Below are 13,431 nucleotides of genomic sequence, written 5' to 3' on the forward strand. Positions count from 1 at the left end.
CATACTTTTGTAGTAATGATAGCTTGTTTGGAGCTATTAGTTTAGATTGATTCTAAATAAATAAAAATTTTGTCTTATGGAAGACCACTTAAAAAATAACGCTGTAAGTATCTCTGAAGAAATGAAGATCGAAGATGGTTTTTTTATTCTGAAATTTCAGAATGACACGGCAGATACCAAGTTAATGTCCAGGGCTATAGATAATAGCTTTATCCAGTTCCATTTTAATGTGAAAGGAAGCAGCAAGTTTCTTTTTAATAATGGGAATTACGAATTACCGCTTCAGGAAGAGAATTCTCTGTTGCTGTATAATCCTCAAAGGGATCTTCCACTAAATGTATTTATGGAATCTGAATCCTGGCTGGTTTCCCTGGTGATCTCTATCAAGAAATTTCATGCGCTATTTTCTCAGGAAGCCGATTATATCACATTTTTAAGTGCAGATAACAAGGATAAAAAATACTATAAAGATGCCGCGGTTTCACCATCTATGGCAGTGGTTTTAAATCAGTTAATGAATTTTAATCTAACGCCCAGTATTAAAAATCTCTATTTTAAGGCCAAGGCATATGAGCTTTTAAGTTTGTATTTTAACAAAGCTGAAAATCCAGATCTGGAGCAATGCCCTTTTTTGAGTGATGAGGAGAATATTAAAAAGATAAGGCGTGCAAAAGACATTGTAATTGCTCGAATGGCTGAACCACCATCGCTTCAGGAGCTATCAGATGAAATTGGTTTAAGCCTGAAAAAACTTAAAGAAGGCTTCAAACAGATCTATGGAGATTCGGTCTATAGTTTCCTGTTTGATTATAAGATGGAATATGCAAGAAAGCTCCTGGAAACAGGGGAATATAATGTGAATGAAGTGGGTTTAAAAGTTGGCTATAGTACGGCCAGTCATTTTATCGCAGGTTTTAAGAAGAAATTTGGAACTACCCCTAAGAAATATACATTATCAGTAAATTAATCTAGATATGCGTTATAAAATTTTCATCCTCATTCTATTTATAAGCTTAAATTTTCAGGCCCCGCAGAAACAGGTTTTGATATTTTCAGAAACTGAAGGCTTCCGGCATAATTCTATTGAAAATGGCATCCAGGCAATTCAAGATATAGGAAACGAAATTAATTTTAAAAGTATCACAAGTCAGGATAGCCGGTTCTTTACTGAAAATGATCTGGGCCAGATAGACCTTATAATCTTTTTAAACACCACCGGTGATATTTTGAATATGGAGGAGCAGACGGCTTTCCAGAATTATATGGAAAATGGCGGGAACTTCTTCGGGATCCACGCTGCGGCAGATACAGAATATGACTGGAAATGGTATGGAGATCTAGTGAGAGCCTATTTTAAAGGACATCCTGAAGTTCAGGAAGCTGTGATCAATATAAAAATGCCTCAGCATATCACGGTAGATCATTTACGTGATAATACCTGGAAAAGAACAGATGAATGGTATAATTATAAAGATATTGCAAAGGGTTTAAATGTTTTAATGACGTTAGATGAAACAAGTTATGAAGGTGGTGAAAACAGGGATTTTCATCCCATTGCCTGGTTTCAGAATTATAGTGGCGGAGGAATTTCAATTTATACAGGTGGCGGGCATACCTCAGAATCTTATTCTGAACCTGATTTTCTGAAACATTTAAGTGGTTGTATAGAATTTGCGTTATCTAATTGATGGTCTGTAAACTGCCAGATGGCGTTATTCTGAACTTGTTTTAGAATCGCAAAGACTAGCAATTTAGATGGCGGCAAGGTTAGGGTGACGAGTTAACTATTATAATAACCAGATATTCCATTATCTAATCATAGAAAACTCCGATAGAAAAAGGCGAGGTAGAATGATGCAGAATATTAATTTTGAGCTGAAAAAGAAAAATTATGAGTAAAGGTGTACTGCTGGTCAACCTGGGGTCTCCCGATAGTACCGATCCTAAAGATGTTAAAAAATATCTTGGCGAATTTTTAATGGATGAACGTGTAATAGATGTTCCTTACTGGGCACGAACGCTTTTAGTAAAGGGAATTGTTCTGAACACAAGACCTAAAAAATCTGCAGAAGCCTATCAAAAGATCTGGTGGGATGAAGGTTCTCCTTTAATTGTACTTTCAGAAAGACTGCAATCCAAGGTAAATGATCAAACTTCTGTTCCAATATCTCTAGCAATGCGTTATGGAACACCTGGTATTAAGCAGGGAATGCAGGAATTATACGATCAGGGAGTAGATGAAGTCTTGCTTTTTCCTTTATACCCCCAATTTGCGATGGCGACTACAGAAACTATTCTGGTTCTGGCAGAAGAACTTCGTAAAGAGTATTTTCCAGATATGAGTTTTACCACAGTTCCGCCTTTTTATAATCACCCAGATTATATAAGGACACTGGGGAATAGTATTGCTGAATATTTGAAAGATAAGGAATATGAACATATTCTGTTTTCTTATCACGGAGTTCCTGAAAGGCATATAAGAAAAAGTGATGTGACCAATTCTCACTGTAAAATAGATGGCTCCTGTTGCCAGTCTCCTTCTTCTGCACACCAGTTTTGTTACCGCCATCAATGTTTTGAAACCACGAGACTGGTTGCTGAATATTTAGAATTAAAGCAAAATACTTACAGTGTTTCTTTTCAGTCGAGATTGGGATTTGATCCATGGTTAAAACCCTATACAGATAGAACTATTGAAAGATTTGGAAAGCAGGGTATGAAAAAACTTGCTGTAGTTACTCCGGCCTTTGTTTCAGATTGTCTTGAAACTCTGGAAGAAATTGCGATGGAAGGTGAAGAAATATTTCATGAAGTTGGTGGTGAAAAATTTTCAGTAGTTCCTTGTTTAAATGACAGGGAAGACTGGGTGAAAGTACTTTCCCGCTGGATAGATGAATGGGCTCATCAAAAGCCTGTTGAAGCTTAATGGCCGTTAGAAACTCCAAAGAATTGGGTAAAAAACCCATTGGGAAACTGTTAATTCAGCAGGCGCTACCTGCTTCTGTAGGGATTCTTGTAATGTCCCTTAATATCCTTATAGATACGATCTTTGTTGGTAACTGGATAGGGCCAATAGCCATTGCTGCTATAAACGTAGTGCTTCCTGTTTCATTTTTTATTGCTGCGCTGGGAATGGCCATAGGGATTGGAGGTTCTTCCATCATTTCCAGAGCTCTTGGTGCTGAAGATCAGTCCAAAGCCCTAAAAACTTTCGGAAACCAGATCACCCTTACCATATTGCTGGCAATAGGCCTGGTGATTCCGGGACTTGTTTTTGTTAACGATTTGATTCCTGCTTTTGGAGGGAAAGGGGAGATCTTTGATCCCGCTAAAATCTATTATATTATTGTATTGTGCGGAGTTCCATTTCTGGCTTTGGCCATGATGGGAAATAATGTGATTAGAGCTGAAGGGAAACCACGTTTTGCCATGACGGCAATGATCATACCTTCCATAGCCAACCTTATTTTAGATTATATTCTTATTAACAGGCTGGATATGGGTATGGAGGGTGCTGCCTGGGCCACTACCGCTTCTTACTTATTCTGTCTGGGGTATATCGTCTGGTTCTTCCTTTCGAAGAATTCAGAATTAAAGATCAGTTTTGCACATTTTCGGCTTGATCTTCCAATTTTAAAGGAAATGTCTTCGCTTGGTGCAGTCACTCTGGCCAGGCAGGCGGTGGTAAGTGTTACCTACCTTTTGATGAATAATATACTTTTTGATCTGGGAGGTGAAGAGTCGGTAACCGTATATGCGATCATTGCCAGAATGCTCATGTTTGCGCTTTTTCCGGTTCTGGGTGTTACTCAGGGTTTTCTGCCCATTGCAGGATTTAATTATGGAGCTGGAAATTATTCACGGGTGCGAAAAAGCATCAATACGGCTATTCTGTATGCCTGCACTATGGGCTTATTGATATTTCTGGGAATTATGTTTTTTGCTCCCAGTATTGTAAAGATCTTTACTCAGGAAACCTCTATTATAGAGCAAACTCCTTCTGCGATGCGCTGGGTCTTTGCTGCAATTCCAATGGTCGCTGTCCAGTTAATAGGGGCAGCTTATTTTCAGGCGATCGGAAAGGCTGTGCCAGCATTTTTGCTCACCCTGTCCAGGCAGGGTTTCATTTTTATTCCATTAATATTAATATTGCCTGTTTATTATGGTGAAATAGGGGTTTGGATCTCATTTCCCATAGCAGATGTGTTAAGTACAATTGTAACAGCATATTTTCTGAATCGCGAGATTGTTAAGACCCTGAAATAGAAAATTTGGAAATTGACTTAAATCCTTATCTTTAAAATCTATCTAACCAAAACTCAATGAACAAACAAATACTTCAGTTAAGCATTTGTCTTTGCTTACTATTCAGCGGAATTTTCACTGAAAACCTTTCAGCCCAGAACTACGATGAGAAATTATATGATGCGCTGGAATACCGATTAATCGGACCCTTTCGTGGCGGAAGAAGTGCTGCGGTTACCGGCGTGCCAGACGAGCCAAACCTTTATTATTTTGGAGCTGCCGGAGGCGGTGTTTGGAAAACAGAAAACGGAGGAAGAAGCTGGGAAAATATTTCTGATGGATTTTTTGGAGGCTCTATAGGTGCCATTGAAGTTGCAAAAAATGACCCTAATGTGATCTATGTTGGGGGGGTGAAAAAACGGTAAGAGGAAATGTGTCTTCGGGTTATGGAGTTTGGAAGACAGAAGATGCAGGAACAACATGGAAAAAAGCAGGTCTGGAAAAAAGCAGGCATGTGCCGAGAATTGTAACCCATCCTAATGATTATAACACCGTTTATGCGGCAGTTTTAGGTAATATTTATAAGCCAACCGAAGAACGCGGAATTTATAAATCTACCGATGGTGGAAAGAACTGGAAACAAGTACTGTTTTCTAATGCGCAATCTGGTGCGGTAGACCTTATTATGGATCCTAATAATCCAAGGATCTTATATGCTTCTACATGGAATGTTCAAAGAACACCTTATAGTCTAAGTAGTGGAGGAGAAGGTTCAGCTTTATGGAAAAGTACCGATAGCGGGGAAACCTGGAAAGAGATTTCGAATAATAAAGGTTTTGCAAAAGATACCCTGGGAATTATTGGGGTTACTGTTTCTCCTGCAAATAGCGAGCGCATTTGGGCCATTGTTGAAAATAAAGAAAAGGGAGGGATTTATAGAAGTGATGATGGGGGAGAAACCTGGGAGCATATAAATGATGACCGAAGCCTGAGACAACGAGCCTGGTATTATACCAGACTTTATGCCGATCCTAAAGATGAAGACATCATGTATGTGCTTAATGTGAGTTATCATAAAAGTACCGATGGTGGAAAAACTTTTAAATCAGACAGGGCTCCGCATGGGGATCATCATGATCTTTGGATAGCTCCTAATGATCCACAACGCATGATCATGGGAGACGATGGTGGTGCACAGGTTACTTACGATGGAGGAGAGACCTGGAGTACGTATCACAATCAGCCAACCGCACAATTTTATCGTGTAACCACAGATAATGCTTTTCCTTATAGAATTTATGCCGCACAGCAGGATAATTCAACCGTGCGCATAAAGCACAGAACAGAAGGTGGAAGTATTAGTGAAAGCGACTGGGAATCTACCGCTGGTGGAGAAAGTGCCCATATTGCCGTAGATCCTGAAAATAGTGAAATTGTTTACGGAGGTAGCTATGACGGTTTTTTAACTCGTTATAATCATGAGACCGGAACAGTAAGAAGTGTAAGCGTTTGGCCAGATAATCCCATGGGACACGGTGCGGAAGATCTCAAATACAGGTTCCAGTGGAATTTCCCGATATTTTTCTCTCCGCACGATCCAGATAAACTCTACACTGCCTCTAATCACCTTCATGTTACTACGAATGAAGGAGAGAGCTGGGAAGAATTGAGTCCGGATCTAACGAGAAACGATAAGTCAAAACAAAAATCTTCTGGAGGGCCTATTACCCAGGATAATACTTCGGTAGAATATTACAGCACAATTTTCGCTGCAGCTGAATCTCCTGTAACTCCCGGAATTTTATGGACAGGAAGTGATGATGGGTTGATCCATATTTCCAGAGACGGAGGAGAAAACTGGGAAAATGTTACTCCTAAAGGAATGCCAGAATGGATGATGATAAACAGTATGGAGCCTTCTTCTTTTGATGAGGCTACTGCTTATGTGGCCGGTACACGTTATAAACTGGGAGACTTTGCGCCTTATTTGTATAAGACTTCAGATTATGGTAAGTCCTGGAAAAAAATCACTAACGGGATCGCTTCTGAACATTTTACGCGTGTATTGAGGGAAGATCCCGAGCAACAAGGACTTTTATATGCAGGAACTGAAACCGGAATGTATGTTTCTTTTGATGACGGGGCGAACTGGCAAACTTTCCAGTTAAACTTGCCAATAGTGCCTATTACAGATCTCACTATCAAGAACAGTAATCTTATTGTGGCTACCCAGGGAAGAAGTCTTTGGATCATTGATGATTTGTCATTAATCCATCAATTATCTAAAACTGGCAAAGATTCAAATATTCTTTTCAAACCAAAAGACAGCTATAGAATGGATGGCCGTTCTTCTACATCTTTGACCGCCGGAACCAATCATCCTGCAGGCGTTAATACATATTTCTATGTGAAAGATCCAAAAGACAGGAAAGTAAAGATTAGCTACCTAAGTTCTTCAAATGATACCATTCAAAGTTTTAGCACTGAAGATGAAAAGAACAAACTAAAAGTGAGCGAGGGAGCCAATATGCATACCTGGAACATGCGAGGCAAAGGTGCTAAAGAACTTGACGGAATGATCTTATGGTGGGCAAGTACAGATGCTCCACAAGCAGTGCCGGGAGATTATAAAGTAGTTCTTGAAATAGGTGATGAGGTACTCACCGAAAAATTCAAAATTTTACCCGATGGAAATTCTGAAGCAGACGTTGCCGGGATGCAAAAGCAATATGATTTTATCAATAGTGTAAATAAAACTGTTGATAAGGCTCATAAATCCATTGCTAAAATGAGAAAAGTTGATGTTCAGTTAAAAGATTTTCAGAAACAATATAAAGGGAATGAGGAAGTAAAATCTTTACTGGAAAAAGCTGAAAAATTAAGTGAGCAGCTTTCTGAAATTGAAAATGCACTTTACCAGACAAAAAATAAGAGTAATCAGGATCCTCTGAATTTCCCGATAAAACTTACCAATAAACTGGCCCATTTAAACAGCCTGGTAGGGATGGACGATTTCCCGCCAACCACTCAGGATATCCAGGTAAAAGAGCAGCTAACTACAAAGATCAATGCACAACTCGATAAGTTTGATAGTTTATTGGAGAATGAGATTAAAGAATTTAATAAGCAGTTCAATGCACTCGATCTAAATTATCTTTTTGTAGAGGCTGAAGAATAATGGAATATTATAATTACATAAAAGCGCTGCATCTCATCTTTGTGATCACCTGGTTTGCAGGCTTATTCTATATCCCCAGACTTTTTGTATATCACATTGAAGCATCTCAAAAAGAAGAGCCAGAAAGATCAATTCTTGTAAAGCAGTTGAAATTAATGACCAAAAGACTTTGGTTTATCATTACTTGGCCCTCGGCAATTCTGGCCAGTATTTTTGCATTTACGTTGCTTTTTATGATTCCGGAATGGCTTCAACAGCCCTGGATGCATATAAAACTTGGGTTTGTAGTCCTGCTTTATGCATATCACATAAAATGTCACCTGATCTTTAAGCAGCTTCAAAAGGATGTAGTAAAATGGACTTCTAACCAAATGCGTATTTGGAATGAAGGTTCGACTCTTATCCTGTTTTCAGTAATTTTTCTTGTAATTGTTAGGGATGCGATCAACTGGATCTATGGGGTGGTTGGAATATTTCTACTGGCGATCATCTTAATGTTGGGAATAAAATTATATAAAAGAATTAGGGCAAAGAACCCAGAAGCCTGAAATGGTGTGATAATTGTTACAATGGAAGCAAGCCAGCAACTATGAAACTGCTTAAATTATCCTTACGAACCCGGATTTTTATCTCCATGATATTACTGGTGCTGGGCGCATCAATTTTAATATTCGGGGTAACAGTCTATCAATATAAGCAGGAGGCCGAAAATTATCATAAAGAACGTCTTGAAAGAAAGCAAAAAGCAATTCTTGAAAACATAAAATTTGTTCTGGCAAGCACAACTTATGTGATTGATACAGAGAATCTTGAGCCTATTTTTACCGAACGCCATAAAATTGATGAAATGGCCGAGGTTCACGAGATGCAGATCCATATCTATGATCTGGAGGGAAATCTGGTAATCAAGTCTGACGAATCATTTTTTAAAGACACTACTGAAGTTAGGATCGCAAATGAAATCCTGGAAAAACTGGACGCATCTTCAGATAAGAGGTATTTGAAGAAAACCGAGGTTAATGGCCAGAAATATCAATCATCCTACAGCTATATAACCGATCACAAATTTAAACCCCTGGCGATATTATATTTGCCTTATCTTCAGGATGATAGTCTGCTTAATCGTGATTTGAATAATTTCCTGGTAAGAATGGCTGAGGTCTATCTTTTTATGCTTCTTATTGCAATCATTCTTTCGTTTTTCCTCTCTAAATATATTACCAAATCCCTTAAGATCATTTCTGAAAAGATCAATCAAACCAGGCTTGATAAACGGAATCAAAAGATCGAACTTTCAAATGCTACCGAAGAGATCTATTCACTGGTTTCTGCATATAACAGCATGATCGATGAGCTGGAGGAAAGTGCGGTAAAGCTGGCTACCGGGGAGCGCGAACAGGCCTGGAGAGAGATGGCCAAGCAGGTGGCCCACGAGATCAAAAATCCATTGACTCCCATGAGATTGAGCGTGCAAAGTTTCCAACGAAATTTTGACAAAAATGATCCCGATATTCAGCATAAAGTAGATGAATACAGCAACACGCTTATTAACCAGATAGATACCATGAGTTCTATCGCTTCTGCATTTTCAAATTTTGCCAAGATGCCGGCCCAGCAAAATGAAACCTTAAATGTTCCAAAAATTGTAAAACTGGCTCTGGATATTTTTAACGAGAAGTATATAGAATTCAAATGTGAGAAGGAGGAAATTCTTGCCAAATTTGACAGGACGCAGTTAATAAGAGTGGTAACCAATTTGGTAAAGAATGCAACCCAGGCCTTAAAAGATATTGAAGATCCACATATTCTGGTAATGGTAGAAGAGGAAGAAGAGATGGTTCTTGTTTCGGTATCAGATAATGGTTCGGGAATTTCTGAAGAAAATAAGGATAAGGTCTTTGAGCCTAAATTTACCACAAAATCCAGTGGGATGGGTCTTGGGCTGGCCATGGTAAAAAATATTGTGGAGACCTATAATGGAAACATTAGTTTTGTTTCCAAACAAAATAAAGGCACTATATTTAATGTGCGATTTCCAAAATCAAATTTATGAGTTATAATAATATTTTAGAATCTATTGATGATAATATACTTACCATCACTATTGACAGACCAAAGAAACTTAATGCTTTAAACCGTGAAACCATACAGGAACTTCATGAGGCTTTTAAAGAAGCTAAAAATGATGAAGAGGTAAAAGTTATAATTATCACAGGAAGCGGAGAAAAAGCTTTTGTTGCAGGGGCAGATATTAGTGAATTTGCTGATTATTCTCCAAAAGAAGGCAAAAAGCTGGCTGCAGACGGGCAGGAGAAATTGTTTAACTACGTGGCGAACTTTCCTAAACCGGTGATCGCGGCTATTAACGGATTTGCCTTAGGTGGCGGACTTGAGCTTGCTATGGCGGCACATTTTAGGATAGCTGCTGAGAATGCAAAAATGGGTCTACCGGAAGTTTCTCTGGGAGTGATCCCTGGTTATGGTGGAACTCAGCGTTTGTCGCAATTAGTAGGTAAAGGACGAGCAATGGAAATGATTATGACCGCCGGGATGATAGATGCTAATCAGGCTCTGCAATACAGTCTTGTGAACCACGTGGTAGAAATAGATCAATTGCTGGAGTTTGCTGAAAAAATTGCAGCTAAGATCATGAAAAATTCTACCGTGGCAGTTGCCGCCGCGATCAAGGCAATAAATGCGAATTTTGAAGATGGTGTGAATGGTTTTGAAACTGAAATCAATGAATTTGGACGTTCTTTTGGAACCGAAGATTTTAAAGAAGGGACATCTGCATTTTTAGGAAAGAGAAAAGCAAATTTCCCTGGGAAATAAAAGACATAAAAGAGGTAATTAATTTTAGGTTTTCGTCAAAATGAATTCGTTTTAGTTTCCAGGTGTGAAATCAAAATGAGATCCTGAAAGAAGTTCAGGATGACCGGAGAAAATTTTTAATTGCCTCTTTTTATATGTCATTTAATATGGATAAGTTCCTATAAAAAGGAAAAATTCCATATTTTTGTGTTATGTCTTCAGAAGATTTTATAAAAGGAAGAGGAGCACAATTAGATGTTGCTAATAGGTTTCATGAACATAGTCATGAAATGAGAGATGATTTTCTAAATTATTGTGCTGCGGAAGGGGACGACTCCAGGGAATCTAAAACTACGATCATAGAAACTTTTCCAAAGACAATCGTAAATAAGGTGACTAGTCCGGATGTTGGAATGGAGTATTCGCTAAACCCTTACCAGGGTTGTGAACATGGATGTATTTATTGTTATGCACGCAATTCTCACGAATATTGGGGGTATAGTGCAGGCCTTGATTTTGAACAAAAGATTCTGGTAAAAAGAAATGCTGTAGAACTGCTGGAACAAAAACTGAAAAGTAAGAGCTGGGAGGCAAAACCCATAGTTCTATCTGGAAATACCGATTGTTACCAGCCAGTTGAAAAGAAATTGAAGATCACCAGAAGTCTTCTTCAAACTTTTTTAAAATATCGTCATCCTGTTGGAATGATCACAAAAAATAGCCTGATCCAAAGAGATATTGATATTTTAAAGGAGCTGGCACAGGATAATCTTATACATGTTAGTTTATCTATAACTTCCCTTAAAGAAGAAACCCGAAGAATTTTGGAACCAAGAACCGCTACTATCAGGAAAAGGCTGGAGACCGTAGAGAAACTTTCAGGTGCAAATATCCCGGTAAGTGTGATGATGGCACCCATAATACCATCTATTAACAGTCATGAAATAATGCCCCTGGTAAAAGAAATTTCAGAAAGAGGGGCACTGGGAGTAGGGTATACCATTGTGAGGCTAAATGGATCGATAGGGCAAATATTTACAGATTGGATTAGAAAAGCAATGCCAGACAGGGCTGAAAAGGTGTTGCATCAAATTGAGCATATTCATGGTGGAAGTTTAAATGACAGTCGTTTTGGAACCCGCATGAAAGGTGAAGGTGAATTTGCAGATCAGGTTAAACAGCAATTTAAAATTGCCAGAAAACTTTATTTAAATGACAGAGAAAGACCTAAATTGAATTGTAAGTTACATGAAGAATACAAAGATGGACAGATGAAGCTTTTCTAAGCCTGTCCTTTCCATTCTTTATAAAATTGGTCTAGATAGCTTACCATAAACGCATGCCTGTCTGCAGCGATCCTTCTTCCGGTTTCGGTATTCATTCTGTCTTTAAGCAGCAAGAGCTTTTCATAAAAATGGTTGATGGTAGGCGCATTGGAAGCTTTATATTCTTCCTTAGTCATTTTGAGATTTGGCTCAATTGCAGGATCATATAAGGCTCTACCTTTAAATCCGCCGTAATTGAAACATCTGGCAATTCCCATCGCTCCAATAGCATCCAGCCGGTCTGCATCCTGAACGATGTCCAGTTCAGCTGAAGTGAATTTTTGATCTGTATTTCCTCCTTTAAAAGAGATGTTCTCTATGATCTTCACCACATGATCGACTGTCTCTTCCGAAACATTTTGTGTTCTCAAAAACTCTGAAGCAACCTTAGGGCCAACTGTTTCATCTCCGTTGTGAAATTTGGAATCTGCGATATCATGTAATAAAGCTCCCAATTCAACAATTTCACGATCTGCTTCTTCCCCCCTGGCAATGAGCCTGGAGTTATTTAAAACTCTTTCAATATGAAACCAGTCATGCCCGCCTTCGGCTCCTTCAAGTGTTGTTTTTACAAATTGGATCGTATTCTCGATCAGGTTATTTTTCGGCATAGAAAAGTTAGATTATCTAATATCTGCAATAATGGTTCTTTCAATTTCGGCGGCAAGGGCTTCGGGATCCTGAGATCCTATTTCTATTGGTTTATGCGTTTTTAATCGAACATTTACACCAAGATCCATAGGGAAATTACCATGCTTAAAAAGTTTCCAGGAATTATTAATGGTAATGGGAACTACTATTGCCTCCGGAAGTTTTTTAAAAAGCATCATCATTCCATTTTTACGAAATTCTTTAGCGGCTCCAGTTCTGCTTCGTGTTCCTTCCGGAAAAATCACGGCAGACCTTCTTGTTCTTTTTAAATAATCTCCAAACTGACTCATCTTTATGAGTGATTCCCTTCGGTTTTTTCTGTCAATTAAAACAGAGCCTCCATGCCTTAAATTATAAGAGATACTTGGAATTCCTTTGCCCAGTTCTTTCTTACTCACAAATTTAGGATGGTGTTTTCTAAAGTACCAGATGATGGGAGGGATATCATACATTCCCTGGTGATTTGCCACGAAAATGCAGGGCTTATCTACTGGAATGTCAAACTCGTTTTCTATGTTAAAAGTAGTGCCTAGAATATTAAGGCATTTCATTAGCATAAAATTGAAGACATCAACACTCGTTTTGTGTGCTTCGTAACCTCCAAGTTTAAGGCAAAGCCATTGAATGGGATGAAAGAGCAACAGATTAAGAAAAAAGAAAATATAGAAAATGACCGATAAGGGGTAGGAGAAAAATCTTTTCATCTTAATTTAAAACTACAAAAATAAGCATTTCAATTTACGGGCATAAAAAAACCACGCTTGCAGCGTGGCTTTCTATATTTTATGGAACACGAATTAGCAAAATTCGTTGTAGGCACCAATAAGGTTCTCTGCGATCATATCTGCAGGACGCCCTTCAATATGGTGACGCTCTAACATATGAACCAATTCACCATCTTTAAAAAGTGCCATAGAAGGGGAAGAAGGAGGGAATGGTACCATTAGATCCCTTGCTTTTTCAGTAGCTTCCTTATCTACTCCGGCAAATACGGTTACAAGATTGTCTGGTTTTTTAGCATTCTGTAAAGACATTCTGGCTCCCGGTCTTGCATTAGCGGCGGCGCAACCACAAACTGAATTTACCACTACTAAAGTTGTTCCTTTAAGTTCCATTGCCTTTTCCACATCTTCTACCGTGTGCAATTCCTGAAAACCAATACTGGTAAGATCTTCTCTCATTGGTTTTACTAAATCTGCTGGATACATATATTTTTGTTTT

Annotated in this window: 11 protein-coding genes and 1 pseudogene; 9 read left to right on the forward strand and 3 right to left on the reverse strand. The window is 38.5% G+C overall.

From position 1 onward, the window contains the following. Positions 1-76: 76 nt before the first annotated feature. The 9 genes and pseudogenes from BLT95_RS10845 (at position 77) to BLT95_RS10885 (ending at position 11,520) form a co-directional block, all read left to right on the forward strand. The gene (locus BLT95_RS10845; protein WP_089666146.1) at positions 77-967 is read left to right on the forward strand and encodes an AraC family transcriptional regulator; all 891 of its coding nucleotides are present in this window, start codon (positions 77-79) and stop codon (positions 965-967) included. A 7-nt stretch (positions 968-974) separates the two neighbouring features. After that, on the forward strand, positions 975-1,688 hold the full coding sequence (locus BLT95_RS10850; protein WP_089666148.1) for a ThuA domain-containing protein: 714 nt from the start codon (positions 975-977) through the stop codon (positions 1,686-1,688). Positions 1,689-1,891: 203 nt separating this feature from the next. Further along, a complete protein-coding gene (gene hemH, locus BLT95_RS10855) occupies positions 1,892-2,926 on the forward strand; it encodes a ferrochelatase (RefSeq protein ID WP_089666150.1) in 1,035 nt (344 codons plus the stop codon). Beyond that, entirely contained in the window at positions 2,926-4,266 is a 1,341-nt protein-coding gene (locus BLT95_RS10860) for an MATE family efflux transporter (protein ID WP_089666152.1), read from the forward strand. The genes hemH and BLT95_RS10860 overlap by 1 nt, the downstream gene beginning before the upstream one ends. A 56-nt stretch (positions 4,267-4,322) precedes the next feature. Then, positions 4,323-7,423: pseudogene (locus tag BLT95_RS10865) on the forward strand (glycosyl hydrolase). Next, entirely contained in the window at positions 7,423-7,971 is a 549-nt protein-coding gene (locus BLT95_RS10870; protein WP_089666154.1) for a CopD family protein, read from the forward strand. Before BLT95_RS10865 ends, BLT95_RS10870 begins: the two are co-directional and overlap by 1 nt. A 41-nt stretch (positions 7,972-8,012) precedes the next feature. Further along, positions 8,013-9,476, forward strand: a complete 1,464-nt coding sequence (locus BLT95_RS10875; protein ID WP_089666156.1) for an ATP-binding protein — start codon at positions 8,013-8,015, stop codon at positions 9,474-9,476. Next, positions 9,473-10,255, forward strand: coding sequence for an enoyl-CoA hydratase-related protein (locus BLT95_RS10880; protein ID WP_089666157.1), 783 nt, complete (start codon positions 9,473-9,475; stop codon positions 10,253-10,255). The genes BLT95_RS10875 and BLT95_RS10880 overlap by 4 nt, the downstream gene beginning before the upstream one ends. A gap of 191 nt (positions 10,256-10,446) precedes the next feature. Then, positions 10,447-11,520: a PA0069 family radical SAM protein gene (locus BLT95_RS10885; protein ID WP_089666159.1), complete on the forward strand. Its 1,074-nt coding sequence runs from the start codon at positions 10,447-10,449 to the stop codon at positions 11,518-11,520. Here the strand turns inward: BLT95_RS10885 and BLT95_RS10890 are convergent. The 3 genes from BLT95_RS10890 to BLT95_RS10900 all read right to left on the reverse strand — a co-directional run bounded on the left by BLT95_RS10890 (position 11,517) and on the right by BLT95_RS10900 (position 13,418). Beyond that, complete coding sequence (locus BLT95_RS10890) at positions 11,517-12,170, reverse strand: HD domain-containing protein (protein WP_089666161.1); 654 nt, start codon at positions 12,168-12,170, stop codon at positions 11,517-11,519. The genes BLT95_RS10885 and BLT95_RS10890 overlap by 4 nt on opposite strands. Before the next feature lie 12 nt (positions 12,171-12,182). Beyond that, positions 12,183-12,914, reverse strand: coding sequence for a lysophospholipid acyltransferase family protein (locus BLT95_RS10895; protein WP_089666162.1), 732 nt, complete (start codon positions 12,912-12,914; stop codon positions 12,183-12,185). A 93-nt stretch (positions 12,915-13,007) separates the two neighbouring features. Further along, entirely contained in the window at positions 13,008-13,418 is a 411-nt protein-coding gene (locus tag BLT95_RS10900; protein WP_089666164.1) for a BrxA/BrxB family bacilliredoxin, read from the reverse strand. Positions 13,419-13,431 lie beyond the last annotated feature (13 nt).

This window comes from Gramella sp. MAR_2010_147, assembly GCF_900105135.1.
GTDB lineage: Bacteria > Bacteroidota > Bacteroidia > Flavobacteriales > Flavobacteriaceae > Christiangramia.

Excerpts from the sequence above, each read along its gene's own strand:
- BLT95_RS10845 (WP_089666146.1), top strand. The coding sequence starts at position 77 with ATGGAAGACCACTTAAAAAATAACGCTGTAAGTATCTCTGAAGAAATG.
- BLT95_RS10850 (WP_089666148.1), top strand. The coding sequence starts at position 975 with ATGCGTTATAAAATTTTCATCCTCATTCTATTTATAAGCTTAAATTTT.
- hemH (WP_089666150.1), top strand. The coding sequence starts at position 1,892 with ATGAGTAAAGGTGTACTGCTGGTCAACCTGGGGTCTCCCGATAGTACC.
- BLT95_RS10860 (WP_089666152.1), top strand. The coding sequence starts at position 2,926 with ATGGCCGTTAGAAACTCCAAAGAATTGGGTAAAAAACCCATTGGGAAA.
- BLT95_RS10870 (WP_089666154.1), top strand. The coding sequence starts at position 7,423 with ATGGAATATTATAATTACATAAAAGCGCTGCATCTCATCTTTGTGATC.
- BLT95_RS10875 (WP_089666156.1), top strand. The coding sequence starts at position 8,013 with ATGAAACTGCTTAAATTATCCTTACGAACCCGGATTTTTATCTCCATG.
- BLT95_RS10880 (WP_089666157.1), top strand. The coding sequence starts at position 9,473 with ATGAGTTATAATAATATTTTAGAATCTATTGATGATAATATACTTACC.
- BLT95_RS10885 (WP_089666159.1), top strand. The coding sequence starts at position 10,447 with ATGTCTTCAGAAGATTTTATAAAAGGAAGAGGAGCACAATTAGATGTT.
- BLT95_RS10890 (WP_089666161.1), bottom strand. The coding sequence starts at position 12,170 with ATGCCGAAAAATAACCTGATCGAGAATACGATCCAATTTGTAAAAACA.
- BLT95_RS10895 (WP_089666162.1), bottom strand. The coding sequence starts at position 12,914 with ATGAAAAGATTTTTCTCCTACCCCTTATCGGTCATTTTCTATATTTTC.
- BLT95_RS10900 (WP_089666164.1), bottom strand. The coding sequence starts at position 13,418 with ATGTATCCAGCAGATTTAGTAAAACCAATGAGAGAAGATCTTACCAGT.